The organism is Lachnoclostridium sp. MSJ-17, from assembly GCF_018918205.1.
GTDB lineage: Bacteria > Bacillota > Clostridia > Oscillospirales > Acutalibacteraceae > Ruminococcoides.
The window spans coordinates 1-24,000 of record NZ_JAHLQB010000049.1 but is presented as its reverse complement, the minus strand read 5'-3'; the positions used below and the strand labels follow the sequence as shown (position 1 = coordinate 24,000).

Here is a 24,000-nt window from a genome sequence, read left to right as displayed (position 1 = left end):
CAGGCTAGCGTTCTAACCAACTGAACTACCGGGCCATTTTGGTGGGAGTTACAGGGCTCGAACCTGTGACCCTCTGCTTGTAAGGCAGATGCTCTCCCAGCTGAGCTAAACTCCCGACTGCCATTTGCCGCTGCTTCTCTCGGCAACAGTTGATATTTTAGCACAATATGCATTATTTGTCAATAGCTTTTTGAAAAAAACTATATTTTATTTCGCGGGCGCAAAGGCCGGATAAAAAGCTTACCCGACCCGCGCTTTTGTAAAAACTATTTTCAGTCCAGAACGTCGCTGAGCACTGCCTTCAGGGTATCTGCCGAACGCTGCAGAGCTGCCTGTTCCTCGTCGCTGAGTTCAATCTGAACCTGTCCCTCTACGCCGTGCTTTCCGACAATAGCCGGCATACTGAGCGCGACGCCGTTGATTTTCTCTGATTTCTGAATACTCGAAACAGGCAAAATCGACTTTTCATCCCTGACTATCGCCTCGCAGATACGCCTTACCGACATCGCGATGCCATAGTATGTCGCCTTCTTGCGCTTAATAATCTCGTAGGCGCTGTTTTTTACCTCCTCGGCTATCCTGCGAGAGGTTTCCTCCTCGTGAAAATGACCGCGCATATTGCAGAATTTGAAAAGCGGAACGCCCGATACATTCGCGCTGCTCCACGCGGCAATTTCGCTGTCGCCGTGCTCTCCGATGATAAACGCGTGGATACTTCTGCTGTCAACGCCGAGGTGCTCGCCGAGAAGATATTTCAACCTCGCGGTGTCGAGAACTGTTCCCGAGCCGAAAACACGGTTTGACGGATATCCGCTGAGCTGCTTCGCTACATAGGTCAGAATATCGACGGGATTAGCGACAATGAGCAGAATGCCCGAGCGGTTGTATTTGGCGACCTCCGGGATAATCGACTTGAAAATCGCGACGTTTTTCTTCACCAAATCAAGTCTGGTCTCGCCCGGCTTCTGTCCCGCACCGGCGGTAACGATAACAACCGCGGCGTCGCTTATGTCCTGATAAGTTCCCGCGTAAATCTGCATCGGCTTTGAGAACGGAAGACCGTGGCTGATATCGAGCGCCTCGCCTTCAGCTCTGTCCTTGTCCGCGTCAATCAGCACTATCTCGGAAAACAAATGGCTTTCCATAAGTGCGAACGCTGACGCCGAGCCTACAAATCCGCAGCCGATGATCGCCGCCTTTCTGCTGTTTATTTCTACCATATCAATCACTCCCTGTTTTATTAATATTTTATATAATTCTTATTCTTCTATTACGGTTGCTTCAACATATCCGTCGTCGATCGCTTTTCTGCCGGCGCGTGCAATGAAAATCAGAGTTACAATGTCAAACGCCGCTGACACGAGAATCGCGATGCCGGCAAACATAAACAGTACATGAGTCGTACCGAACGGATTTACAAGTATTACGCCGCCGAGAATAACAGAGATTATCGCGCTGATAATGCTTACGGCGGACACGGGCAGGTTGGCTTTTCTTGAATTGATATAGCCCATGATTTTGACAAAACCAGAGACAAGCAGGATTATTCCGTAAAGAATCGCGATAAATGCGAAGAAGGACATAATCAGGCGATGTGCGGAAATGGCAAAGATACCGAACGCGAGCAGCACTATTGACCATATTAGAGTTAAGGTGCTCTCCTCTTCCCTTTTACGCGCTCTGAAATAGCGGATAAGATAAATCAGTCCGACTACCGCAAGGAAAATGCCGAACGAGATGACTACAATCGTTGTAAACATCTCGGGATTGATCAGCAGGAATATTCCGACGGCAATTTCAAAGAGCAGCATCAGGATAATCGGGATATTGTTTTTGATTGTTGACATAATAAAGCCTCCTCAGATTGGATTATTTATCGGATAAACAGGCGGATAACCTGCAATATGCTTTTGAAGCTCGGTTGCGTCGACGACATTGACAATTCCGTCGCCGTTAACATCGGAAACGCGGCTGACAAATATCCCGGGCACAGAAATCGACGCCGAGATCCGCTGAACCTCAGTAACGTCCGTTACGTTGATAATGCTGTCATTATCAACATCTCCGAGCAGTCTGCCTGTGACAGAAGCAAAAACATCAAGTGATTCAAGCGCTTTTCCTCGGGAATCGAAAAACGCCTGGTTGTCTACAGCGCAGCCGCCGTAGTATTTGCCCGCGTCGTCGGGGTCGTATGAACCCGAGAAGCTTGAAGCCCAGCCGCAGCCGTATTTTTTCCACAGTTTGCTGTTTGCTTCATACCTTGCGGAATAATCGCTGCCGCTGAGTCCCGTGGTATCGCCTACGGTTATCCACGCGCCTTCCCAGTAAAAGACTCCGAGTCCCTTTTCTCCGACGTTGTTTACCGCGTTCATCACAGCCCTGACCTCGTCGGACTGTCCCTGAGGAGTGAAGCTCCACAGAAGGTTTTCGCCCGTGGAATTCGCGCCGTGATCGACGGTGTTCTTAAAACCGTCGGTATCATCGAGCGTATACGGATATGAGGTCTCGGCAACGAGTGTATACTTGCCGTAGGTATCGGCAACATAGGACAGCACAGAGGTTAGATTGCTCAGGCTGCCATGCCAGAAAGGATAGTATGAGGTCGCGAACACGTCGTAATCGACATTGTATTGATCGAGCGAATCGGCAAGGTATTTTACCATTCCGTCACGCTCGGGATTTGTGAAGTGAAGCGCGACAAGGGCGCTTTTGTCAAAATCCCTGACCGCTCTGCTGCCCGAATTGAAAAGCTTGGACATCGGCTCAAAGCTGTTTTCTCCGGCTATGCCGGTGGTAGTTTCGTTGCCGATCTGAACCATTCCGATATCAGCGCCCGCAGCTTTTATCTCGTTAAGCGAGTTGAGGGTGAAGTTATAGAGAGCGGTGCATTTTTCTGATAAAGAATAATTCTCCCATTTCTTCGGGGCTTGCTGCTTTTTAGGATCAGCCCAGAAATCGGAATAATGGAAATCGACAAGAAGCTTCATTCCGCACTTGGCGGCACGTCTGCCTATTTCAGACGCCGATTTGACGTCGCTGTTTCCGCCGCCGTAGCCCTTACCGCTGCCGTCGAATGGGTCGTTCCAGACGCGGACGCGGATATAGTTTACCCCGTGATATGCGAGAATTTCAAATAGATCTGATTCTTTTCCGCTGTCGTCATAAAACCTGACGCCGGACTTTTCCAGAGAAAGCACTGAGGATATGTCCATACCCCGTATAAAACCGGGATTATTGAAGTCAATTTTACAGTTTTGCAAAGCAAATGCCGGAAAAACAGCGGAACAAATTATTGTTACTGTCAAGATAACGGAAACGATCGCCTTTTTGACCATAAACACACCTCCCGCTTGTTTTATATATAACAATGATAACACAAATACAGAGCAAACGTCAATGATTTCTGGCAAATAATTACAGCCATACCGAAAACCGATATGGCTGTAAGCTTAACGACAATGGTCTTTCATCGGACAATCAGCGCAGCTGCAGCCGCATGCGGACTGACCGTGTTTTTTCTTTTTTACTATGTTGATAATAATCAGGGCAAGAACCGCCGCGACTGCTGCACCGGCAGCTATGGTGCCCCAATTAGCGGCTAACCATTCCATAATTACCTCACGAAAGCTTCTTTACTTGAGATGTAGATTCTTTGTACGGCCTGAGAAGCAGGAATACAATCAGCGCGATAACAAGAACCGACGCGATAAGTCCGGGAATATTCAAGTTCCCGAATACCGCCGAACCAACTTGATAAATAATAAGCGAGACCGCGTAAGCAAATACGCACTGATAAGCGAGAGCAAACGCCGTCCACTTGGCGGAATTCATCTCTCTCCTGATTGCTCCCATAGCCGCAATACAGGGTGCGCAAAGCAGATTGAAGGTCAGGAAGGAATACGCCGAGAGCTTTGTCAGGCTGATAAAGTCGAGAACGCCGAATACGCCGACGATTTCCTCCTTCGCGAGAAGTCCCATGATCGTCGCGACGCTCGCGGTGCTGTTTCCAAAACCGAGAGGAATGAAAATCCACTTTATCGCGTCGCCGATTTTGCCGAGAATGCTGTCGGCAAGCGCCATATCAGTATTGAAGCCGAACACTCCGTTTGTCCAGCCGAAGTGCGAGCCCGCCCAGATAAGTACAGATGCGAGCAGGATAACCGTACCCGCCTTTTTGATAAACGACCAGCCTCTGTCCCACATCGAGCGGAGGATATTGCTCACCGTCGGAAGGTGGTACGCCGGAAGCTCCATAACGAACGGAGCCGGATTTCCGGTGAACATCTTAGTCTTTTTGAGCATGATGCCCGAGGTGATGATCGCTGCCATTCCCATGAAATACGCGCTCGGCGCAACCCACCACGCGCCGCCGAACAGCGCCGTGGTAATCATCGATATAACGGGAAGCTTCGCTCCGCACGGAATAAAGGTCGTTGTCATGATAGTCATGCGGCGGTCGCGCTCGTTTTCGATTGTGCGTGACGCCATTATTCCGGGAACGCCGCAGCCCGTGCCGATAAGCATCGGGATAAAGGACTTGCCGGAAAGACCGAACTTGCGGAAAAGTCTGTCCATAACAAAGGCGATTCGCGACATATATCCGCAGCTCTCGAGGAAAGCCAGAAAGATAAAGAGCACAAGCATCTGCGGCAAAAAGCCCAGAACAGAGCCGACGCCTCCGATAATGCCGTTGATAATCAAGCCCTTGAGCCAGTCCGCGCAGTTTATCGCGTCAAGACCTTCTTCTGCCAGAGTCGGAACACTCTTTATCCAAACGCCGTATTCGGACGGGTCGGGTGCATTCTCAAGAATCGGGTCGACAAGAGTGTCGAGGTCGTAGCCCAAAGCGACTACAGCGGCGCCGTAGGTCTCGTAATGCGCTGTGAAGGTTTCAAGACTGGGTTGGTCTGCAAAGAAGTCTACGCGCAGGGTACGTGCGGCTGTTGTCTGACCGTGGGACACTTCCTTCTCGGTTTTTTCCGCCTCGCGGAGCATTGTGCCGATTTCCTCCCGGTTGAAGAAATTCTCAGCTCCGTAGTCCTCGTAATCCTCAGTATATTCCTTGTCGCCCATGCCGAGAAAATGCCAACCCTCGCCGAATACGCCGTTGTTTACCCAGTTCGTGAAAGCTGTGCCGACAGTGCTGATGGATACGTAGTACACAATAAACATCACAAGCACAAAAATCGGCAGAGCCGCATACCGGTTTGTCAGAACCTTGTCGATTTTATCCGAGGTCGTAAGCTCGCCTTTGCTGTGTCTGCGGTAACAGCGCTTGATTATTGTGTCTATGTAGTTATAACGCTCGTTGGTGATAATGCTCTCAGCGTCGTCATCGAGCTCCTTCTCGGCATTCTTGATATCCTTCTCGATATGCTTAAGGACATCTTCGGGAATGCTGAGCTTTTGGAGCACCTTTTCGTCGCGCTCAAAAATTTTTACGGCATACCAGCGCTGCTCCTCTTCGGGGAGGTCGTGAACCACAGCCTCCTCTATATGAGCGAGAGCATGTTCGACAGCGCCGCTGAACGCGTGCTGAGGAACGGTCTTGTCGTTTTTAGCCGCTTCAATAGCTACCTCGGCTGCCTCTGAAATACCTGTTCCCTTCAGCGCCGAAATCTCAACAACACGGCAGCCGAGCGCCTTTGAAAGCTCGGCAAAATCGATTTTGTCTCCGTTTTTCTCAACGACGTCCATCATATTTATCGCAACGACTACGGGTATACCGAGCTCGGTGAGCTGAGTTGTCAGATAGAGGTTGCGCTCGATATTTGTGCCGTCGACGATATTCAGAATTGCGTCGGGTCTCTCATTGACAAGGTATTTACGCGCCACTACTTCCTCGAGAGTATAAGGCGAGAGCGAATAAATACCCGGGAGGTCGGTGATAATCACGTCGGAGTGCTTCTTGAGCTTGCCCTCCTTTTTCTCCACGGTTACGCCCGGCCAGTTACCGACAAACTGATTGGAGCCCGTCAGAGCGTTGAACAGCGTCGTTTTGCCGCAGTTCGGATTGCCCGCAAGGGCAATTTTGATTTCCATTTATATTATCCTTTCGTTTGCGCAGAAGCGCCTTATTCTACCTCGATCATATCCGCATCAGCCTTGCGGAGCGTGAGCTCGTAACCTCTGACCGTAACTTCCATCGGGTCGCCTAAGGGAGCAACCTTGCGCACTGTGATCTCAACGCCCTTTGTGATGCCCATATCCATGATTCTGCGCCTGACCGGACCCTCGCCGTTGAGCTTTTTGACCTTGACGGTCTGTCCTATCCTTACGTGTTTAAGTGTATTCATAAGCAATTCCCCTTGCATATCATTAAGATAATTAAGTTAGTCTAACCTAACCTATTTCTGCAAAAATCAGCAGATTTCTCTGCTTGTATTTAATTATATATGAACGTCAATATTTTGTCAAGCTAATTTCAGAAATAAATTAGCAGGTGCTAACTCTTGCCTTTTTGTAATATTTGATTGACTTGCGATATCTTGACATATATAATTATATTATGAATAATCAGGAGGTATTCGTATGAAAACCGTTAAATTCGGCAACTCCGATCTCATGGTGCCCGTTATAGGACTGGGCTGCATGAGAATGAACAATCTTGAGAAAAGCGCCATACCATATTATATTGAGCGTTGCTGCGATTTAGGCATTAATTTCTTCGACCATGCCGATGTTTACTCCGACGGCTTGTGTGAATCTCTTTTCGGCGAGGCTCTGAAAAGCGTCTCCGTTCCGAGAGAAAAAATGATTATCCAGTCAAAGTGCGGAATCATCCGCGGTGTGATGTATGATTTCTCGTATGAACACATCATTAAATCGGTTGACGGTATACTCGAAAGACTCGGCACGGATTACCTTGATATCCTTCTTCTGCACCGTCCCGACGCCCTCTGCGAACCCGAAGAAGTTGCAAAGGCTTTTGACGAGCTCGAAAGCAAGGGCAAGGTGAGGTACTTCGGTGTATCAAACCACCGTCCATCTCAGATTGAACTGCTTAAGACATGTGTAAAACAGGAGATACAATGCAACCAGATGCGTTTCAGTATTCCCTACTCAAGCCTTGTTTCGACAGGTATTGAGGCGAACATGATTACCGAGGGCGGCGCTGACAGAAACGGCGACCTGCTGGATTACTGCCGTCTGCACGGGATCACGGTTCAGGCGTGGGCTCCGTTCAGGGGTAAAAACGGCTCGTTTGTCGACAGCAATGAAACTTACCCCGACCTCAACTGGGCGCTCGGAGAAATCAGCGCGAAGTACAACACCACAAAGACCGCGATTGCGGCGGCGTGGATTTTGCGTCATCCGGCAAAAATCCAGACTATCGCAGGAACGATGAATTTCGACCGCATTAAGGAGGCGGCTGCGGCAGCCGACATTACCCTCACCCGCGATGAGTGGTACAGACTCTACACCTCCGCAGGTCACTTGCTGCCATAATACATTAAATATAGTATACAAAAAAAGATCAGCACGTCCTCAAAAAAGGGCGTGCTGTTTTTGATTGATTATTTACTGAGAATGTAGGATGTGGACATCGGGAAACCCAGTTCGTACATAATCATTTCCTCGCGTTCCCTGCTTCCTTCGTCCTCGGGATCGCATCCCAGAATGCCGAGTACCCCGAGCACCGTCAAATACACCGCTTCCCTTTGAAGGGAACTGAAATAAGTCTGCGCGAGTTCGCCTGCGCGTTCAAGCGAAACATAAACGGCACCCAATACGCCGTCGTCGTTCATCGGCTTATAAAGCATGCTCGCAACGCTGCTGCCGCCGAAGAATTTTTCGTTGATTTTCCTGATTTCATCATTGTCTGTAAAGATCACATCGATTTCCGTGGAACCGCTGAAGCCCTGGAGCCGGAGCGTAGCAAGACAACATCTGCGGATAAGCATTCGAAGTCCCTTGGGCACCTTCACTGTCTTTTGGATATCGGTAATCACGACCTTGATTTTCTCTGTCATAACTTATTATCCCCCTTTCGCGATATTCAGCCTGCTCTTTTGCTGTATACATATTATATAAAATTATAGGAAATTTGTAAATTCGCAATTTGAATAATAAAGATTCATGAATTGAAAAGTTTTTGATTATTTTTGAATAATTTTGCTTGACTTTGATAATTTAAGTGCTATAATAGTATCAAGAGGTGATTAGTTTTGCTTACTCAGGAAAGATATCAGTCAATTTTGAGCATCATTAACGACAAAAACGCCGTTACCGTAGCTGAGCTGGCACTTATGCTCGACACCTCTGAATCCACAATACGCCGCGACCTGACAGCTCTCGACGAGCTCGGAAAAATCAAGAAGGTTTTCGGCGGAGCAACCTCGATCACCCAGTCCGGCGGCATGTATGAGGATAACGTACACACCCGCGAGCATTTAATGTATGACGAAAAAACCGAAATCGCGAAATACTGCGCCGGACTTATCAACAACACCGACTTTGTATATATCGACGCAGGAACCACAACCTCGCGTCTTATTGATTTTATAGAAAACGACAAGGCTACATATGTCACAAACGGCATAACCCACGCGCGCAAAATGATCCAGAAGGGTCTGAGCACATACATGCTCGGCGGCAAGATAAAGCCGCTGACGGAAGCGGTAGTCGGCGCAGAGAGCATACTCTCGCTGAAAGGTCTGAATTTTTCAAAGGCGTTTATGGGAACAAACGGCATTGACCTCTCAGCAGGCTATACCACCCCGGATCTGGAGGAAGCGCGCATTAAGGAAGCGGCGATAAATACCAGCTATATGGCGTTTATCCTCGCGGACAGAACGAAATTCCGGAGAGTGTTTTCCGTGTCGTTTGCACAGCTCAAGCAGTGCTGCATCATCACGGATCACGTCCCCGACAATAGATTTTCAAACGAAACAATAATAAAGGAGGTAATGAAGTGATCTATACCGTTACTCTCAATCCGTCAATTGACTACATTGTACGGCTTGACAAGCTGGTAAACGGTATCACAAACCGCACCACCAGCGAGGAGTACTACTTCGGCGGCAAGGGAATCAACGTTTCCTGCGTGCTCGCGGAGCTCGACCTCGACAGCACCGCCTACGGCTTTGTTGCAGGCTTCACAGGCGAGGCAATCGAAAAGGGTATCCGTCACGACAGGATAATCACTGATTTCATCAAACTGAAGCACGGCATCTCGCGCATCAACGTAAAAATCAAGGCAGGCGAGGAAACCGAGATCAACTGTCAGGGTCCGCACATTGACGACAGAGAGCTCGAGAGACTTCTCCAGAAAATCGACCGCATCGCAAGCGACGATACCTTGGTTATCGCGGGCAGCGTTCCGAAAACAATGCCCGACGACATTTACGAAAGAATGCTCGAGAGAATCAAGCACAAGAAGGTGAGAATAGTGGTTGACGCGACAAAGAAGCTGCTCGTCAATTCACTTAAATACAAACCCTTCCTGATAAAGCCGAACCGCCAGGAGCTCTCGGAAATCTTTGATGTAGAGGTAAAGACCGAGGACGACATTGAGAAATATGCCAAGGAGTTACAGAAGATGGGCGCTCAGAACGTGCTTATCTCTCTCGGCGGCGAAGGCGCTATGCTGATCGATGAATTCGGCAAGAAGCATAAGGCAGGCGTTCTCAAGGAGAAGGTAATCAATACCGTAGGCTCGGGCGACTCGATGGTAGCCGGATTTGTTGCCGGATACGAAAAGGAAAATGACTACGACTTCGCACTTAAGCTCGGAAGCGTCTGCGGCAACGCGACAGCGTTCCTGCCGGGACTGGCGACGAAGGAAAAAATCGAAGAACTTCTTATCAAGTTCGACGAGGTTTACAAGGAACAATAAGCTGTAGTATTACAGCTTATTGGATAATATATTATAAGGAGGAAAAATAATGCGTATTACCGATTTGCTGAAAAAACAAGGCATCGCTTTGGGAGCTTCGCCAAGTTCCAAGAGTGAAGCAATCGACCTGTTGGTCGGCCTGCATGAGAAGTGCGGCAACCTGAAGGACACCGCAGCCTACAAGGAAGGCATCATCGCCCGTGAAGGAATGGGTACGACCGCTATCGGCATGGAGGTTGCTATTCCCCACGCGAAGAGCGAAGCAGTCAAGGCTCCCGCTCTGACCGCAATCACCGTTCCCGGCGGCGTTGACTACGACTCGCCCGACGGACAGCCCTGCAAGCTCATTTTCATGATCGCGGCGACAACCGACGGCGACGTTCACCTCGAGGTTCTCGCAAGACTGATGCAGATGCTCATGCACGAGGATTTCACCGCTAAACTCAAGGCTGCAAAAACTCCCGACGAATTCCTGAAAATCATCGACGATCAGGAAACCAAGCAGTTCCCCGACGAGGCTAAGGCTCCCGCGGCTGCCGCAAAATCAGGCTACCGCGTACTGGCTGTAACCGCTTGCCCGACCGGTATCGCTCACACCTACATGGCTGCTGAGGCTCTTGCCAAGGCAGGCGAACAGATGGGCATTACGATCAAGGTTGAGACCAACGGCTCCGGCGGCGCTAAGAACGTTCTGACCGCCGAGGAAATCGCTAACTGCGACGGTATCATCATTGCTGCCGACAAGAGCGTTGAGACCGCTCGTTTTGACGGCAAACCCGTTTATTCGACAAAGGTTGCCGACGGTATTCACAAGCCCGAGGAACTCATCAACAAAATCATTAACGGTCAGGCTCCCGTATTCCATTCCGATAAGGCAGCCGCGGCGTCCTCTGACGGCGGCGGCAACGAGAGCTTCGGCAGAAAGCTTTATAAACACCTGATGAACGGCGTATCCCACATGCTTCCGTTCGTTGTAGCAGGCGGTATCTTTATCGCTATCGCGTTCCTGATCGATGCCGCAATGGGCGCTCCCCAGGACGGCAACTTCGGCTCCGCAACTCCCGTAGCGGCTTGGTTCAAGTCAATCGGCGGCGTGGCGTTCGGCTTCATGCTTCCTATCCTCGCCGGATTTATCGCAATGTCAATCGCTGACCGTCCCGGCTTGCTCGTCGGCTTCGTAGGCGGCTCCCTAGCGGCAGTCGGCTCGACCTTCGCGGCTCCCGGCGGCGACAGCACCTCCGTATCGGGCTTCCTCGGCGCTCTCCTCGCAGGCTTCGTTGCAGGCTGGCTGATGAAGATGCTCGAAAAGCTGTGCGACCACTTACCCCGCGCACTTGAAGGTATCAAACCTGTACTTATCTATCCTCTCGCGGGTCTAGGCATCGTAGGCGTTATGATGTGCGCCGTCAACCCGATCATGGGTATCATCAACACCGGTATGACAAACGGCGTTACCGAGATGGCTAAGAACCCCGCTCTCATCGTTCCTCTCTGCGCACTGCTCGCCGGCATGATGGCTATCGACATGGGCGGCCCGTTCAACAAGGCTGCTTACGTTACCGCTGCAGGTCTGCTCGCTAACTCGCCCAACAATGCTACCTACATGATCATGGCTGCTGTTATGATCGGCGGTATGGTTCCTCCGATTGCAATCGCTCTCTCCACCACTATCTTCAGAAGCCGTTGGACTGACGAAGAAAGAAAGAACGGTCCTGTTAACTTTATCATGGGTCTGTCCTTCATCACCGAGGGCGCTATCCCCTACGCTGCCGGTCATCCGCTCCAGGTTATCCCGAGCTGCATCGTCGGCTCCGCCGCAGCAGGCGCTCTCTCCGCGCTCTTCGGATGCACATTGATGGCTCCTCACGGCGGTATCTTCGTACTCCCGACCATCGGCAATCCCGCTCTCTACTTCCTGGCGCTCGCTATCGGCTCCGTTCTCGGTATGCTCATGCTCGCTATCCTCAAGAGACCTATCAAGAAATAATTTGTAATTATTTTAACCGGAGAGCCCGACGCTCTCCCCGCAAAATGAACATAAAGGAGTTTTGACTTATGGTATCAAAAAAAGTAACACTCGTTAATGCACAGGGCTTCCACATGCGTCCGGCTTCCGTATTCGCGACTGCAATGGGCAAATATCCCTGCAATGTAACAATCAACTTCAACGGCAACAACTACAACGCAAAGAGTCTGCTCAACATTATCGCTGCCTGCATCAAGTGCGGAAGCGAAATCGAGCTTATCTGTGACGGCCCCGAAGAGGACAAGGCTCTTGACGAAGCCGTAAAGATGATCGAAAGCGGCTTGGGCGAATAAAAATCTGTATTCAGGGGCGACCCTCGCGGTCGCCCTAAAGTATTATACCTAAACAAGAGGTGAATTAATATGTTAAAAGGAATCGGCGCCTCCGACGGTATCGGTATCGGCAGAGTCATGATAATCGTCGAGCAGTCGCTTGAATATACGCCTAAACAGATAACAGACGTAGACGCGGAGCTTGAGCGTTTCAGAAACGCTGTTGACAAGTTCTGCGACAATACCATGGAGCAGGCTGACAATATCCGCAAGTCAACGGGCGAAAAAGAAGCCGAGATCCTTCTCGGTCACATCGCCATTATCCGCGACCCGTTCATGGGCGGCGAGATCGAGAACCTGATAAAGGCTCAGCAGTGCGCGGAAGCGGCTGTTGAACAGATTTGCAAAATGTTTATCGATATGTTCTCCGCTACGGGCGACGACCTCACAATGCAGAGAGCAACGGACGTAAAGGATATCCGCGACGGACTGCTGTCTATTCTTCTCGGAATTCAGGAGGTAAAAATCAGCGACGCTCCCGCCGGCACGGTTCTTGTCGCGAAAGAAGTGACCCCCTCAATGACAGCGGGTATCAACAAGGACAACATCGTCGGAATCATCACCGAAACAGGCTCCCAGACTTCCCACTCCGCTATTCTTGCCAGAGCTCTCGAAATTCCCGCCGTACTCAGTGTACCGAACGCGGTTTCGAGCCTTTCGAGCGGTGAGCAGGTCATCGTTGACGGTAAGAGCGGCGACGTTATTACAGCTCCCTCAGAGGAACAGATCACCGAATACAGCGCAAAGCGCGACGCGTTCCTAAGAGAGCGCCGTGAGCTTGAGAGCCTGAGAGGTAAAAAGACTCTGTCCGCGAGCGGTGAGGAATACGAGCTGTTCTGCAACATAGGCACTCCCAAGGACGCAACGAAGGCTGTTGAAGCTGACGGCGAAGGCGTAGGTCTGTTCCGTACGGAATTCCTGTTCATGGACAGAAGCTCCCTGCCCACAGAGGACGAGCAGTTTGAAGCCTACAAGCAGGCGAGCCTGATTCTTAAGGGCAAGCCGCTCATCATCCGCACTCTTGATATCGGCGGCGACAAGGATATCCCCTATCTCGGACTCGCGAAGGAAGAAAATCCGTTCATGGGCTTCCGCGCTATCCGCTACTGCCTTAAGAACCGCGATATGTTCAAATCGCAGATCAAGGCTATCCTCAGAGCGAGCGCGTTCGGCGATATCCGAATCATGTTCCCTCTCATTACCGCTGTCGAGGAGCTTCGTCAGGGCAAGGAGCTTGTTGAGGAAGCCAAAAACGACCTCAGAGCTTCAGGTATTGAGTTTGACGAGAATATTCAGGTCGGCGTAATGACCGAAACCGCCGCCTCAGGCGTGATTGCTGATCTTCTCGCCAAGGAAGCCGACTTCTTCAGTATCGGTACGAATGATCTCACAGGCTACACAATGGCTGCTGACAGAGGCAACGGCGATGTTTCTTACCTCTATTCCCCGTTCCAGCCCAGCGTACTCCGCATGATCCGCCGTATTATCAAGAATGCCCGCGAGAACAACATTCCCGTCGGTATGTGCGGTGAGGCAGCCGCTAACCCGATGATGATTCCTCTGCTGATCTCCTTCGGACTTACCGAATTCAGCGTTTCCGCACCGTCTGTCCTCAGAGTGAGAAAGAATATCTCCAAGTGGACAAAGGAAGAAGCCGACGCTGTCGCCGAGAAGGTTATGGCGATGACCACCGAAGCGGAAATCACAGATTATCTCAATTCAGTTGTATAACATCATTCTTCATTTACTTCCGTCCCCGTTCAGGTTTCCTGTTCGGGGACAATATTTTATGTTAAACTATTGACAATAATCAAGCAGATTTGTTATAATGTACTTTAAAAGAAAATATTTTTTGTTTATTTTTGAAAGGATGAATAAACTATGGCTGATATTCAATTAGTTCTCGACGGAGTACCCGAGGAACCCGCAAATCCCGTCAATGAGCAGGAAAACGCTCTCGCGGCTCAGAAGGTATTGAGCGAGGTTGAGAAGCTCTCCGCTGAGGAGCAGGCTCAGGTCGAGGCTTTCGCTAAAAAAATTGATTTGCACAAGACCGAAATCATTACAAACTACGGCGCGACTATTCAGAAGCAGTCCGCTGCAATCGCAACAAAGACTCTTCAGGACGTAAAAACCAAGAATACAGGCGAAATCAGCAGCCTTCTTGTCGAGATGGTCGTCGCTATGGACGGCGCTGAGGGCGGCAAGGATCAGGGCGGATTTCTCTCGAACTTCTTCAAGAAGATCAAGGGCGCCGCAATAACCACCCGCACACGCAACGAAAGTGCTGAAAAAACGCTTGAGCGCATTGAAAAGCAGCTCGAGGGTCACAAGCTGAACCTGCAGAAGGATATCGCGATGCTCGACGCTCTGTACGACGAGAACTGGAACACCTTCAAGGCTCTGACTATGTATATCAAGGCTGCCGAGCTGGCTATCGAGGACGCGAGAAAAGGAGAGCTTGCCGAACTTTACGCAAAGGCTCAGGCTTCGGGTCTGCCCGAGGACGCAATGCTTGCGGACAACTTCGCCAAGAACCTTGACCAGTTTGAAAAGCAGGTACACAATCTCCGTCTCACACGTACAAGCTGTCTGCAATCCGCTCCGCAGATACGCATGATCCAGCACAATGACCAGGATATGACTCTCAAGCTCCAGAGCAGCATAGTTAACACCATGCCCCTGTGGAGAAAGAAAATCGCCATGTCGATCGCTATCAACAACAATTTGCAGGCTGCACAGGCTGCAAACGCTGTTGACGATCTCACAAACAAGATGCTCCGCGAGCAGGCGGCTCAGTTCCACCTCGGCGTGGTCGAATCCGCCAAGTCCTCACAGAGAAGCATTATTGATATCGAAACAATCGACTATGTCAACAAGGAAATCACCGGCGCAGTTCTCGACTACATCGCTATTGAACAGAAGGGCGCTCAGGACAGACGCGCAGCGGTTCAGGTTATCGCGAATTCTGAGCGCGAGCTCGTACAGGGAATTCTCTCTGCTACCGCGGGAAATCAATGAAAACAATTTTGAAATTAAGAGGTGATGAATCATGCTGAAAGCGCTAAGAATACTCGGCGCCATACTGTCCGTAATCGGACTTGCCGGAATAGCGGCAGGGCTTTTGGCTTCATCATCTATGATTGTAGCTATCGGTATACGCGGAGTAAGCATGCTCTCGACTATTTCCGCCGTTACTCTAGGCGCGGGTGTGACTGCACTTGCCGGCGGTACAATACCGGCGGTGGTTCAGCGTCACAACAGCCAAAAGCAGCTCGAGCATGACCGCGAAACCGACAGAAAACAGTTTTCGGATTACGCGAAGGACAGCCTTAACCCGGAAAAGACTCGCATCCGTCTTGAGCAGCTCCGCCGCAAAAACCCTAACCTCAACACGCTCGTCGAAACGTGTCTGGAGCAGATGGACAGAATCGACACATATCAGTCACGTCACCGGAGCCTTCTTGAGGCAAATGAGGCTATCTATCTCGAGGACACGATTGAGATAATCGACGAGAGCGAGAAGCGCATCTGCCGAAATATCCGCAATATCATCAACTGCTGCATTCTTGTCGAGGACAGCAAAAGCAGCGTCAACGAGCTTGACGGCAATATTATCAACTCCTCCCTATCCGATAACGAGGAGGAGCTGAACACCGTAGCTACTCTATTGAGATATTCCGTCGCCTATATAAACAACTACAACCGCAGCGGCGTCAGCGACAGAAGCGAGCTCGACGCTTGGCTCAAGGTTATGAAGTCGTCTATGGGAGGTAATAATGAAAAACACTAAAAGAATCGTCGCGGGTGTTATGTCGCTCGCGATGCTCTCGGGAATCGCCGCAGGCTGCACCAAATACGAATCGGGCACCGAAAAGGTTTATTCCTATGACGAGGCAATCAAGGAGCTTAAAGCTTTTAACGACCAGATCCAGACGGACGAGGTCAAGCCGCAGCTCGACATTTACAAGAACGAATCGGCAGCCGCGACGCTCGCCGACATCAAGACCTTCCCTATCACCGTGGAAGGAAACGGCAGCATTAACATTGAAGTCGCCGCGGCAACCGAGTTCAGCTCCGATTCTCCCGACGACTGGATGAACGTAGTCGCTGAGAACTTTAACCGCAGCGGCGCAACCGTAGGCGGCAAAAGCGTCAGCGTTACGATCCGCAAAATCACCTCGGGCGAGGTGCTGACCTATATGACCGAGGGCGATTACAAGCCTGACGTATACGCTCCCAGCAGTGATGCCTGGGGACTGATGCTTGCGGCAAAGGGCGTCGGCACCGTAGAGCTTGCCGACAGAATTGCCGGAAACACCGCAGGCGTATTAATGGAAAAGAACACTTATGATTCTTTTTCAGAAAAATACGGTGACGTTACGCTCGAGAATGTTCTCAATGCTTCTCTTGCCGGCGATCTGACCTTTGCGTATACCAACCCCTATACCTCGTCGACCGGACTAAATATCCTGACCTCTATGCTCTACGCCTTTGACAAGGACGATCCGCTGTCTGAGACTGCTCAGCAAAAACTGATCGACTACCAGAAGCAGTCGCCGCCTGTCGCCTACACCACCGGCGTTCTCCGTGACCAGGCAACAAAGGGAATCATCAAGGCGATGGTTATGGAGGAACAGGCTTACCACAACACACCGGAGCTTAAAAACTACGTTTACACTCCGGCGGGAATCCGTCACGACCACCCGCTGTACACCTTCGACTATGTTTCCGCCGAAAAGCAGGAAGCGGCAAAGCTGTTTACAGAATTCTGTCTGAACGACGAATCACAGAATCTCGCTGACAAGAAGGGCTTTAACCTTCATAATGATTACAAGAGCCAGCCTAACGGAATGGACGGCGCGGGTTATCTTGCCGCACAGAAAATCTGGAAGCAGAGTAAGGACGGCGGTCAGCCGATTATCGCGGTATTCGTTGCCGACGTTTCGGGAAGTATGGCAGGTTCGCCGATTAATTCCTTAAAAGAATCATTGCTCTCTACCTCGTCATACATCAGCTCCGACAACTACATCGGTCTTGTGTCGTTCGCCGACAACGTACACATAAACCTTCCGATCGATGTGTTCGACGACGAGCACAGGGCGTACTTCTCAGGCGCGGTCAAGGCTCTCGACATTGAGGGCAGCACAGCGACCTACAACGCTGTTCTTGTCGCGCTGAAAATGATGGTTGACAAGAAAGAGGAGATTCCGAACGCGAAAATAATGCTCTTTGTACTTTCCGACGGCGAACAGAACCGCGGCTACAGTCTCGACAGAGTCGCGCCGATCGTAGGCGGTCTGAAAATCCCCGTTTACACCATTGGATATAACCTTACAAAGGATTCACAAGCTACAAACGAGCTGAAACGACTCAGCGGAATCAACGAGGCTTCGCTGATAAACGCGACCTCTGATGACCTTATCAATCATATGCGCAACCTGTTCAACGTTGAGCTGTAAAACATAATCAAAACAAACCGTCAGCTGCAGAGCAATTCGCGGCTGACGGTTTTTATATAAATTATTTTTTGTTCCTAAAACACGCCTTGTCGAATTCGGGATTGAAGGCGTAGAAATTTTTACTGTCGAGTTTATCGGTAAGCAGACGGAGATTCTCTCCGAAGCGCTGATAATGCACAACCTCTCGCGCTCTCAGGAATCGGATCGCGTCCTTAACGTCATAGTCGTCACAGAAGCGCAGAATGTTGTCATATGTCGACCTCGCTTTCTGTTCCGCAGCCATATTCTCGTGAAGGTCGGTAATCGCGTCTCCCTTGCTCTGCATACCTGCCGCCGTCCACGGAACACCTGACGCGGACTGCGGATAAATGCCCGTCGTATGGTCGACAAAATAATCCTCAAATCCTGCCGCCTTTATCTGTTCCTCTGTCAGATTCTTCGTCAGCTGATATACAATTGCACCGATCATCTCAAGATGATTAAGCTCCTCGGTGCCTATATCCGTTAATGTGCCTTTTAATTCGGGCATCGGCATTGTGAATCGCTGACTGAGATAACGCATCGACGCGCCTAGCTCCCCGTCAGGTCCGCCGTACTGGGTTATTATCAGCTTCGCGAGCTTAGGGTTCGGGGTTTTGATATTGACGGGGTATTGCAGCTTTTTTTCGTATATAAACATCAGCAGTCATCCTCGCTTTCCCACGGCCACGGTCCCTTGACCCATGTCCAGGTGTTTGTATCTGTGACCTTTTTGGTAAGAGGACCGTATTGCTCCTCGTACTGTTCAATCAGCGGTCTCGCCATCGCCTTGTATTTCTCAGCCTTTTCGAGCGCAGCGCGGTCATTGGGGTGGGTGTCGAGGTATATCTGCATATCAAGTGCCGCAAATTGATAGGTTGATATTTTTTTAAGCAGTGTTTCTCTCTTCGTCATTTCACATCACCGCATTTGCCGCCGTAAAACGGCTTGTCAAGAGACGGGAACATAGTACCCGCAACAAGTCCCTGGTCGGGCGAATAGACCTTTGGCTGTTCACGCTGAAACGGCACGTAAGCCATCGCGTAAACCGGGTTTTCGGGAAGCTTTGGTATTCCGTATTGTTCATTTATGAAGTCATCAAGCTTCACATGAATTCTCCTTTCGTTTTCTTACAAGCATAACACCTTGCATTACATACTATGTTTTTCGCCCTGAATAGTGAGTAAACAAAAAGAGGCGCCTGAGCGTCTCTTGGATTTTTATCTTATTCATCGCCGATATCTCCGGCGCCTTTCTTGGTAGCTTCATCAATTGCCGCGTCGTAGCCTGTAAGCGCGGCAAACGGCGCGAACTGTGCCGCCCGGTCATGCAGCGGCATCGGCAGACGCTTTTCGGAAACATGCCGTGGTAAATCGATTATATCGTCGTAGTTGTCTTTTATCATACCGCTCTCTCCTATTATGCCCTATGACCGCCGATTTGTCCGTTGCGCTCGATCGCGGTCGCGCCTTCCTTGAGATTCATACCCTTCAGCACGGCGTTTTTGCCGTAACGTCTTTGAAGCGAAAGTATAGACTGCTGGATTTTTTTCTCCTTTACGTCTTCCCTGATTACGGCAGGCGCTGCGTCGAAAAGGCTGAGCTGAACCGCTTTTCCGCTGTCGTTCACGTTTTTTTTCGGCGTTGTGTGGTTCGCGACTATATACATGCGGCGAATATAGAGGTTTCTGTCAGCGATACGTTCAAAAAGCCTGATTGCCGCCTCAACAAAGATTTTTCCCGACGAGGTAAAGCCGCCTAGATTTTCCGTTCCGTGTGCATGACGCGGAATCTCCCTGCCGTAGTAATCGGTGGTGATTTCACCTCTGAACGCCTGCTTCAGACTGACGACGTCGTAACCGACGGTCAGAACTACCTGGTCTGTCACAAGTCCCTTTTTTACAAGGTCGAGGAGAAGCTGCTCCGACATTTCGCGGATAATCAGCCTGGCGTGCTCAAAATCATACGGCTTTGAGAGCACCTGACCTACGCTCAGCGAGGTGTTTTCCGGCGTATATGCCTTTATTTCGGAAATCGTGCACGGCTCATAGCCCCACGCGTGGTCGATAAGCAGCTCGGCGTTTTTTCCGAACAGCTTATAGAGCAAATCTTCGTTGCGCACGGAACAGCGTGCAATATCGCCCATAGTGAACATCCCGCAGCTCTCGAGTCTTTTTGATATTCCTCTGCCCACTCTCCAAAAATCCGTGATCGGGCGATGACCCCAAAGCCGCTCGCGGTAGGTTCTTTCATTGAGCTCGGCGATCCTCACACCGTCGCGGTCGGCTTCAATGTGCTTCGCGTCGATATCCATGGCTATTTTTGCGAGGTACAGGTTCGTTCCGATACCCGCCGTTGCCGTGATTCCCGTCTGAGAGAGAACGTCGCGGATCATAACATCCGCAAGCTCGCGGGCAGTCATTTTATATGTTTTCAGGTAGTTTGTCGCGTCTATAAAAACCTCGTCGACCGAATAGACATGAATATCCTCGGGCGCGATATATTTCAGGTATACGCGGTAAATCTGAGCGCTGACCTTCATATACAGAGCCATTCTTGGTCTGGCAATAATGAAATCAACAGACATGTGCGGACAGCGGTCGAGAAAATACTTGAACTGCGAAGAACCGCAAAACTTACCGCCCGGAGCGTGAGTACGCCGCCGCGCGTTGACATCGCTGAGCTTCTCGTACACCTCGAACAGTCTTGCTCTGCCCGGAATGCCGTACGCCTTGAGCGACGGAGACACCGCGAGACATATGGTTTTTTCGGTGCGGCTTTCGTCGGCAACCACCAGATTTGTGCCGAGCGGATCCAGACCGCGCGCCACGCATTCCACAGAAGCATAAAACGATTTTAAGTCAATTGCGATATAACGTTTTTCTTCCATAACGCGCACCACCTTTCGCATATATTATAGCACATCTGTTCGATATTTGCAAGAGAAAATCGGCAGAAATTACTTCCTGCCGATCGATTTAATTATATTTTTGATAAAACGCTTTGACCTCCGACACATTCGCCTTAACGGGTAAACAAAATACCAGAATCGGGAATAAAAAATATAGCCCTTATTATTGACTTCAATCTGTTTACCTTTATGGACAAAAGCGGTCATAACCGCGATTACCTGTTCCTCACGGATACCGTATTCCTTGTTCTCGCAATTATCGCCCAGAAAAACATACCCGTCCTCATCTACTCTGATGATACGGTGAAGCACATAATCGTGCGGCGGACGGATATATATCGCAACGTCATATTTTTTCAGACGCTCTCCCTCACGCTTGCGGCGGACTATCATCAAATCGCGTCCCTGCCTGAGCATCGGAAGCATACTTACGCCCTTGTTGGAATAAACAAGAGAATCGTGATCGCTGAGATACTGCTCGATATTCATTATTCGTCGATAACTCCTATTGAGCGGAGCTTTGAAATCACTTCGTCAACATCTTCCGAGATCATTTCCATAGGGGCGTCGTACTTGTCAAACATCGCTTTTTTGATTGCATCGGGGGTAGTTTCATCTTTCAGACAGTCCACGATAAACGCGGCGGTTTTATTTGAGGTGACGATCCCCGAAAAAACGTCCTTATCAGTGGATACCATAACCTGAGAACCATCCATGGTATGTGTCAGCATTTCTTTTTTCAGCTTCATATTAATCTCCTTGTTTCATCATGTTGTAGGATTTTTGCGCGGCATCAGTCGAAATATCGCACTTTAAACGGTAAAAACGCACGCAGCGAATAACTTCTTCAAGCATTCCGAGAACCAAATCAATACTGCGGGAATCCTTCGGGCGATAGGAAAAACGGTACAATGCGGCAAACGCCTGGGCAGACGTTATCTCCGCGATACAATTGTTTGTTCCTCGCTCTAAAACGCAGATAGCCTTAACAGGCAATGACACGTTTTCACTCAGATGATGCGCGCCGTTCCACGGAGTCCCGCAGGCAAAAACGCTGCCGTCCGCAACGCGAATCAACGGTTTGTCGTCGTTGACCATGACAACCTCATGTCCGAGAGGAACCAGAAGCTTCCGCCAAAGCGAAGTATGGGTCGATTTTCCTGTTCCGCTCGGCGCGACAAAGATGTAAACCTCGCCGTCCACAGCAACAGCGGAACCGTGAAGAAGAAAAATGCCGTAATCTACAAGACCCTCGCAAATCTTACGGTAAAGCGCGAGCTTTTCAAGATATCCGGGACTTCGCTCCTCGCTGAAATAGTCTTTTTCAGCTTCGATATCCTCTGAACTGACCGAAACTGAAAAACAGGGCGCTGCATCGGTGATATAGCCCCGGCAATATTCTTTTGTGGAATTATATTGACAGCTCACGCCGATAACAACGCCCGCAAGCTTCAAATTAAAGCTCTCCATACCGATATCTATACAAAGCGGTTCAGCGCTTCGTCATAGGAATAATCTATAGACGACATTTTTCGTGATACTTCGGCTTTATCAAGCTGCAAATCGTCGCACAGCAAATCAAGCGACGCGTATTCGTCACGCAGCTTCGTGTTCAGATAGCTGAGCAAAATCATAGGGTCCTGCGGTATCATGAATTCACCTCAAAATAATAGTTTACGCGGGAACAGCCGCGATAGCTGTGATATCGCCCTTTGTGACTGCCGCCGCTGTGTACTTCTTGCCGTTGACGGTAAGCTCAAAGCTGTCCTTCTTGAGGTCGTCGCTCTTGACGCCGATATCATCAAGGCTTGCTCCAATCTCGACGCCGTCGAGCGAGCTGCTGATAACCTTGTCCTTGCTTATAACAACAGTATTTTCGCCGCACTTCTCCGCGAGGTCTCCGCCGATAACCGCAGCGTAACCGTCGTCAAAATATCCGACTACCGAAACACCGCCCTCGTCTTTTCTGACGCCGGCGAGAACGTAATAGGATTTTTTCTCGGAGTTATACTCGGGATCCTTCATATACTTGTCGGATATGCCCTTGACAATCTTATTGAATACGGCAATGTCATCGATATCCTTGATGCTCTTGTCCTTGTCGCCCTCGGGATAGCACGCTGTAACAACACCGGCTTCGTCCGTAATATCGAGTCTGTCAACGCCGAGTTCTTTTACTGCCTTCTCGATATCCTCAGCGCTGCTGTCGGCAGTGACCTTGCCCGCCGCTTCCTTTGCCTTTGAGTACGCGCCATTTGCGAACGCGAAGACAGCGGCATTTTTGCCCGAATCGTATTCGGACAGGCACTTCTTTGCCGCAGCCTTACTCTCGTCAAGAGCAGCGTTTGAACCGCTTCCGCCGCAGGCAGAAAGTGCTGCTGCAAGCATAACGGATGCCGCACCTATTGAGAGAACCGAAAGTAATCTTTTCTTTGTCATTTTTACAACTCCTTTTTTGTATTTTCAGTTTCAGACTAATTCGTCGTGTATATTATATCACAGATTATACAAAAAATCACTATCTATTTTTCATTTTAAGTAAAAAATTGCGGCGGTCAAAAATGACTGCCGCAATCATCAGAATTCAAGCTGAGTATTGTAAATATCACGGATCTTATCCGCGTTTTCGGAGATAAACATGGCGATGTACATTCCGTGTCTGTCAACCGAGCAGCTCTCGATCATCTGAGCCTGTTCGGGGTTGTAATTCTTGTTCTCATTGTACTTAGCCTGTCTGCGGTTCTCAAGTACGGTCTGGATATGGTCGGCAGACTTTGAATCAACCGCCATAATCATGACGATCTCCTCTTGGTTTACGCCTGAATTGTTAATTCCGCCCGCAAACTCGACAACCTCGTCAGACGTAATACCATAGTATCGGTCAAGAGCGGATACAAACTCAAACTCTGTCATCTCAGAGAGCTCCACCTGCTCCTTTATTGAATCGAAAACCTGTGAGAGCGGCTTGACCTTTGACTGTGAACAGGAGCACATAATGACAGAAGCCGTCAGCAACGCGCACAGAACGGCGATAACTTTCTTCATACAAACACCTCAGACATTTTTCTTGAGATAATCCGCCCAGATTCCGCATGCGTCGTCGGTAAAGTGAATGCCCTGCGCTTCCTCGTCGCCGCAATATTCCGCACGGAGATAACCGTTTTCGTCAGCCATCACGCTGTATATATCAAGGTACTTATAGCCTTCCTTTTCGCAGAATGATTTCAGCTTTTCATTGAAGGCTCGGACATGCTCGTTACTTAAATCATCGTATTCGTGTCCCTCGAGGATAGGAGTTACGGACTGGATATAAATCAGCGCACCGTCAGACTTTGCCTTGATCCTGTCGATAAGCTTCTCAGCGCTTTCCATAGCTCCGTCAACGCCGTAGTTGCCGATGTCGTTCATACCGAG

The 24,000-nt window shown here is 49.8% G+C and carries 28 protein-coding genes and 1 tRNA gene; 9 read left to right on the top strand and 20 right to left on the bottom strand.

What is annotated here, in order from left to right; all coding sequences use genetic code 11:
* Nucleotides 1-39: 39 nt before the first annotated feature.
* From KQI64_RS04420 to KQI64_RS04390, 7 genes are all read right to left on the bottom strand, one after another.
* Nucleotides 40-115: transfer RNA gene (locus KQI64_RS04420), tRNA-Val, on the bottom strand.
* A 157-nt stretch (nucleotides 116-272) separates the two neighbouring features.
* Nucleotides 273-1,220: an L-lactate dehydrogenase gene (locus tag KQI64_RS04415; RefSeq protein WP_216523519.1), complete on the bottom strand. Its 948-nt coding sequence runs from the start codon at nucleotides 1,218-1,220 to the stop codon at nucleotides 273-275.
* A gap of 39 nt (nucleotides 1,221-1,259) precedes the next feature.
* Nucleotides 1,260-1,847 carry a DUF308 domain-containing protein gene (locus KQI64_RS04410; protein WP_216523518.1) on the bottom strand — a complete coding sequence of 196 codons (588 nt, stop codon included), beginning with the start codon at nucleotides 1,845-1,847 and terminating at the stop codon, nucleotides 1,260-1,262.
* 12 nt (nucleotides 1,848-1,859) lie between these two features.
* On the bottom strand, nucleotides 1,860-3,212 hold the full coding sequence (locus KQI64_RS04405; protein WP_216523517.1) for a glycosyl hydrolase 53 family protein: 1,353 nt from the start codon (nucleotides 3,210-3,212) through the stop codon (nucleotides 1,860-1,862).
* 237 nt (nucleotides 3,213-3,449) lie between these two features.
* The gene (locus KQI64_RS10745; RefSeq protein WP_253289188.1) at nucleotides 3,450-3,611 is read right to left on the bottom strand and encodes a FeoB-associated Cys-rich membrane protein; all 162 of its coding nucleotides are present in this window, start codon (nucleotides 3,609-3,611) and stop codon (nucleotides 3,450-3,452) included.
* Nucleotides 3,612-3,618: 7 nt separating this feature from the next.
* Nucleotides 3,619-6,042, bottom strand: a complete 2,424-nt coding sequence (gene feoB / locus KQI64_RS04395; protein ID WP_216523516.1) for a ferrous iron transporter B — start codon at nucleotides 6,040-6,042, stop codon at nucleotides 3,619-3,621.
* A gap of 32 nt (nucleotides 6,043-6,074) precedes the next feature.
* Complete coding sequence (locus tag KQI64_RS04390) at nucleotides 6,075-6,296, bottom strand: FeoA family protein (protein WP_216523515.1); 222 nt, start codon at nucleotides 6,294-6,296, stop codon at nucleotides 6,075-6,077.
* 235 nt (nucleotides 6,297-6,531) lie between these two features.
* Between KQI64_RS04390 and KQI64_RS04385 the strand changes: the two genes are divergently transcribed.
* Complete coding sequence (locus tag KQI64_RS04385; RefSeq protein ID WP_216523514.1) at nucleotides 6,532-7,449, top strand: aldo/keto reductase; 918 nt, start codon at nucleotides 6,532-6,534, stop codon at nucleotides 7,447-7,449.
* 68 nt (nucleotides 7,450-7,517) lie between these two features.
* Here the strand turns inward: KQI64_RS04385 and ybeY are convergent, their stop codons facing one another.
* Nucleotides 7,518-7,973 (bottom strand): rRNA maturation RNase YbeY, encoded by a 456-nt coding sequence (gene ybeY / locus KQI64_RS04380; RefSeq protein WP_216523513.1) that lies wholly within the window; start codon nucleotides 7,971-7,973, stop codon nucleotides 7,518-7,520.
* A 195-nt stretch (nucleotides 7,974-8,168) separates the two neighbouring features.
* Here ybeY and KQI64_RS04375 point away from each other — a divergent pair, with 195 nt between their 5' ends.
* The 8 genes from KQI64_RS04375 (at nucleotide 8,169) to KQI64_RS04340 (ending at nucleotide 17,658) form a co-directional block, all read left to right on the top strand.
* Nucleotides 8,169-8,918 carry a DeoR/GlpR family DNA-binding transcription regulator gene (locus KQI64_RS04375; protein WP_216523512.1) on the top strand — a complete coding sequence of 250 codons (750 nt, stop codon included), beginning with the start codon at nucleotides 8,169-8,171 and terminating at the stop codon, nucleotides 8,916-8,918.
* Entirely contained in the window at nucleotides 8,915-9,838 is a 924-nt protein-coding gene (gene pfkB / locus KQI64_RS04370) for a 1-phosphofructokinase (protein ID WP_216523511.1), read from the top strand. The genes KQI64_RS04375 and pfkB overlap by 4 nt, the downstream gene beginning before the upstream one ends.
* A 49-nt stretch (nucleotides 9,839-9,887) precedes the next feature.
* On the top strand, nucleotides 9,888-11,825 hold the full coding sequence (locus KQI64_RS04365) for a PTS fructose transporter subunit IIABC (RefSeq protein ID WP_216523510.1): 1,938 nt from the start codon (nucleotides 9,888-9,890) through the stop codon (nucleotides 11,823-11,825).
* A 68-nt stretch (nucleotides 11,826-11,893) separates the two neighbouring features.
* A complete protein-coding gene (locus tag KQI64_RS04360) occupies nucleotides 11,894-12,157 on the top strand; it encodes an HPr family phosphocarrier protein (RefSeq protein ID WP_186833321.1) in 264 nt (87 codons plus the stop codon).
* Nucleotides 12,158-12,226: 69 nt separating this feature from the next.
* The gene (ptsP, locus tag KQI64_RS04355) at nucleotides 12,227-13,927 is read left to right on the top strand and encodes a phosphoenolpyruvate--protein phosphotransferase (RefSeq protein WP_216523509.1); all 1,701 of its coding nucleotides are present in this window, start codon (nucleotides 12,227-12,229) and stop codon (nucleotides 13,925-13,927) included.
* A gap of 150 nt (nucleotides 13,928-14,077) precedes the next feature.
* Nucleotides 14,078-15,217: a toxic anion resistance protein gene (locus KQI64_RS04350; RefSeq protein ID WP_216523508.1), complete on the top strand. Its 1,140-nt coding sequence runs from the start codon at nucleotides 14,078-14,080 to the stop codon at nucleotides 15,215-15,217.
* Nucleotides 15,218-15,248: 31 nt separating this feature from the next.
* Nucleotides 15,249-15,989, top strand: coding sequence for an interferon alpha-inducible IFI6/IFI27 family protein (locus KQI64_RS04345; protein WP_216523507.1), 741 nt, complete (start codon nucleotides 15,249-15,251; stop codon nucleotides 15,987-15,989).
* The gene (locus KQI64_RS04340; protein ID WP_216523506.1) at nucleotides 15,976-17,658 is read left to right on the top strand and encodes a vWA domain-containing protein; all 1,683 of its coding nucleotides are present in this window, start codon (nucleotides 15,976-15,978) and stop codon (nucleotides 17,656-17,658) included. Before KQI64_RS04345 ends, KQI64_RS04340 begins: the two co-directional genes overlap by 14 nt.
* Before the next feature lie 61 nt (nucleotides 17,659-17,719).
* Here the strand turns inward: KQI64_RS04340 and KQI64_RS04335 are convergent, their stop codons facing one another.
* From KQI64_RS04335 to KQI64_RS04280, 12 genes are all read right to left on the bottom strand, one after another.
* Nucleotides 17,720-18,337, bottom strand: coding sequence for a manganese catalase family protein (locus KQI64_RS04335; protein WP_216523505.1), 618 nt, complete (start codon nucleotides 18,335-18,337; stop codon nucleotides 17,720-17,722).
* Nucleotides 18,337-18,591, bottom strand: a complete 255-nt coding sequence (locus KQI64_RS04330; protein ID WP_216523504.1) for a spore coat protein CotJB — start codon at nucleotides 18,589-18,591, stop codon at nucleotides 18,337-18,339. The genes KQI64_RS04335 and KQI64_RS04330 overlap by 1 nt, the downstream gene beginning before the upstream one ends.
* Entirely contained in the window at nucleotides 18,588-18,785 is a 198-nt protein-coding gene (locus tag KQI64_RS04325; RefSeq protein WP_330622987.1) for a spore coat associated protein CotJA, read from the bottom strand. The genes KQI64_RS04330 and KQI64_RS04325 overlap by 4 nt, the downstream gene beginning before the upstream one ends.
* 116 nt (nucleotides 18,786-18,901) lie before the next feature.
* On the bottom strand, nucleotides 18,902-19,081 hold the full coding sequence (locus KQI64_RS04320; RefSeq protein WP_216523503.1) for a hypothetical protein: 180 nt from the start codon (nucleotides 19,079-19,081) through the stop codon (nucleotides 18,902-18,904).
* Nucleotides 19,082-19,095: 14 nt separating this feature from the next.
* Nucleotides 19,096-20,565 carry a Y-family DNA polymerase gene (locus KQI64_RS04315; RefSeq protein WP_216523502.1) on the bottom strand — a complete coding sequence of 490 codons (1,470 nt, stop codon included), beginning with the start codon at nucleotides 20,563-20,565 and terminating at the stop codon, nucleotides 19,096-19,098.
* 69 nt (nucleotides 20,566-20,634) lie between these two features.
* Nucleotides 20,635-21,075, bottom strand: a complete 441-nt coding sequence (locus tag KQI64_RS04310; protein WP_216523501.1) for a S24/S26 family peptidase — start codon at nucleotides 21,073-21,075, stop codon at nucleotides 20,635-20,637.
* A complete protein-coding gene (locus tag KQI64_RS04305; protein WP_216523500.1) occupies nucleotides 21,075-21,335 on the bottom strand; it encodes a PqqD family protein in 261 nt (86 codons plus the stop codon). The genes KQI64_RS04310 and KQI64_RS04305 overlap by 1 nt, the downstream gene beginning before the upstream one ends.
* A gap of 1 nt (nucleotide 21,336) precedes the next feature.
* A complete protein-coding gene (locus tag KQI64_RS04300) occupies nucleotides 21,337-22,056 on the bottom strand; it encodes a hypothetical protein (protein WP_216523499.1) in 720 nt (239 codons plus the stop codon).
* Between the two features lie 8 nt (nucleotides 22,057-22,064).
* Nucleotides 22,065-22,238, bottom strand: coding sequence for a DUF4250 domain-containing protein (locus tag KQI64_RS04295; protein ID WP_216523498.1), 174 nt, complete (start codon nucleotides 22,236-22,238; stop codon nucleotides 22,065-22,067).
* A gap of 22 nt (nucleotides 22,239-22,260) precedes the next feature.
* On the bottom strand, nucleotides 22,261-23,025 hold the full coding sequence (locus KQI64_RS04290) for a hypothetical protein (RefSeq protein WP_216523497.1): 765 nt from the start codon (nucleotides 23,023-23,025) through the stop codon (nucleotides 22,261-22,263).
* A gap of 138 nt (nucleotides 23,026-23,163) precedes the next feature.
* Nucleotides 23,164-23,631 (bottom strand): DUF4358 domain-containing protein, encoded by a 468-nt coding sequence (locus KQI64_RS04285; protein WP_216523496.1) that lies wholly within the window; start codon nucleotides 23,629-23,631, stop codon nucleotides 23,164-23,166.
* Between the two features lie 9 nt (nucleotides 23,632-23,640).
* Nucleotides 23,641-24,000 (bottom strand): GDSL-type esterase/lipase family protein (locus KQI64_RS04280; protein ID WP_253289187.1); only part of this gene is annotated, 360 nt, incomplete at its 5' end.

Coding starts and splice junctions, on each gene's coding strand:
- ybeY (WP_216523513.1), bottom strand. CDS start 7,973: ATGACAGAGAAAATCAAGGTCGTGATTACCGATATCCAAAAGACAGTG.
- KQI64_RS04305 (WP_216523500.1), bottom strand. CDS start 21,335: ATGAAGCTGAAAAAAGAAATGCTGACACATACCATGGATGGTTCTCAG.
- KQI64_RS04285 (WP_216523496.1), bottom strand. CDS start 23,631: ATGAAGAAAGTTATCGCCGTTCTGTGCGCGTTGCTGACGGCTTCTGTC.
- KQI64_RS04410 (WP_216523518.1), bottom strand. CDS start 1,847: ATGTCAACAATCAAAAACAATATCCCGATTATCCTGATGCTGCTCTTT.
- KQI64_RS04345 (WP_216523507.1), top strand. CDS start 15,249: ATGCTGAAAGCGCTAAGAATACTCGGCGCCATACTGTCCGTAATCGGA.
- ptsP (WP_216523509.1), top strand. CDS start 12,227: ATGTTAAAAGGAATCGGCGCCTCCGACGGTATCGGTATCGGCAGAGTC.
- KQI64_RS04320 (WP_216523503.1), bottom strand. CDS start 19,081: ATGATAAAAGACAACTACGACGATATAATCGATTTACCACGGCATGTT.
- KQI64_RS10745 (WP_253289188.1), bottom strand. CDS start 3,611: ATGGAATGGTTAGCCGCTAATTGGGGCACCATAGCTGCCGGTGCAGCA.
- KQI64_RS04300 (WP_216523499.1), bottom strand. CDS start 22,056: ATGGAGAGCTTTAATTTGAAGCTTGCGGGCGTTGTTATCGGCGTGAGC.
- KQI64_RS04385 (WP_216523514.1), top strand. CDS start 6,532: ATGAAAACCGTTAAATTCGGCAACTCCGATCTCATGGTGCCCGTTATA.
- KQI64_RS04360 (WP_186833321.1), top strand. CDS start 11,894: ATGGTATCAAAAAAAGTAACACTCGTTAATGCACAGGGCTTCCACATG.
- KQI64_RS04415 (WP_216523519.1), bottom strand. CDS start 1,220: ATGGTAGAAATAAACAGCAGAAAGGCGGCGATCATCGGCTGCGGATTT.
- KQI64_RS04335 (WP_216523505.1), bottom strand. CDS start 18,337: ATGTTTATATACGAAAAAAAGCTGCAATACCCCGTCAATATCAAAACC.
- KQI64_RS04390 (WP_216523515.1), bottom strand. CDS start 6,296: ATGAATACACTTAAACACGTAAGGATAGGACAGACCGTCAAGGTCAAA.
- KQI64_RS04350 (WP_216523508.1), top strand. CDS start 14,078: ATGGCTGATATTCAATTAGTTCTCGACGGAGTACCCGAGGAACCCGCA.
- KQI64_RS04365 (WP_216523510.1), top strand. CDS start 9,888: ATGCGTATTACCGATTTGCTGAAAAAACAAGGCATCGCTTTGGGAGCT.
- feoB (WP_216523516.1), bottom strand. CDS start 6,042: ATGGAAATCAAAATTGCCCTTGCGGGCAATCCGAACTGCGGCAAAACG.
- KQI64_RS04315 (WP_216523502.1), bottom strand. CDS start 20,565: ATGGAAGAAAAACGTTATATCGCAATTGACTTAAAATCGTTTTATGCT.
- KQI64_RS04310 (WP_216523501.1), bottom strand. CDS start 21,075: ATGAATATCGAGCAGTATCTCAGCGATCACGATTCTCTTGTTTATTCC.
- KQI64_RS04290 (WP_216523497.1), bottom strand. CDS start 23,025: ATGACAAAGAAAAGATTACTTTCGGTTCTCTCAATAGGTGCGGCATCC.
- KQI64_RS04340 (WP_216523506.1), top strand. CDS start 15,976: ATGAAAAACACTAAAAGAATCGTCGCGGGTGTTATGTCGCTCGCGATG.
- KQI64_RS04330 (WP_216523504.1), bottom strand. CDS start 18,591: ATGACGAAGAGAGAAACACTGCTTAAAAAAATATCAACCTATCAATTT.
- KQI64_RS04405 (WP_216523517.1), bottom strand. CDS start 3,212: ATGGACATATCCTCAGTGCTTTCTCTGGAAAAGTCCGGCGTCAGGTTT.
- KQI64_RS04295 (WP_216523498.1), bottom strand. CDS start 22,238: ATGATACCGCAGGACCCTATGATTTTGCTCAGCTATCTGAACACGAAG.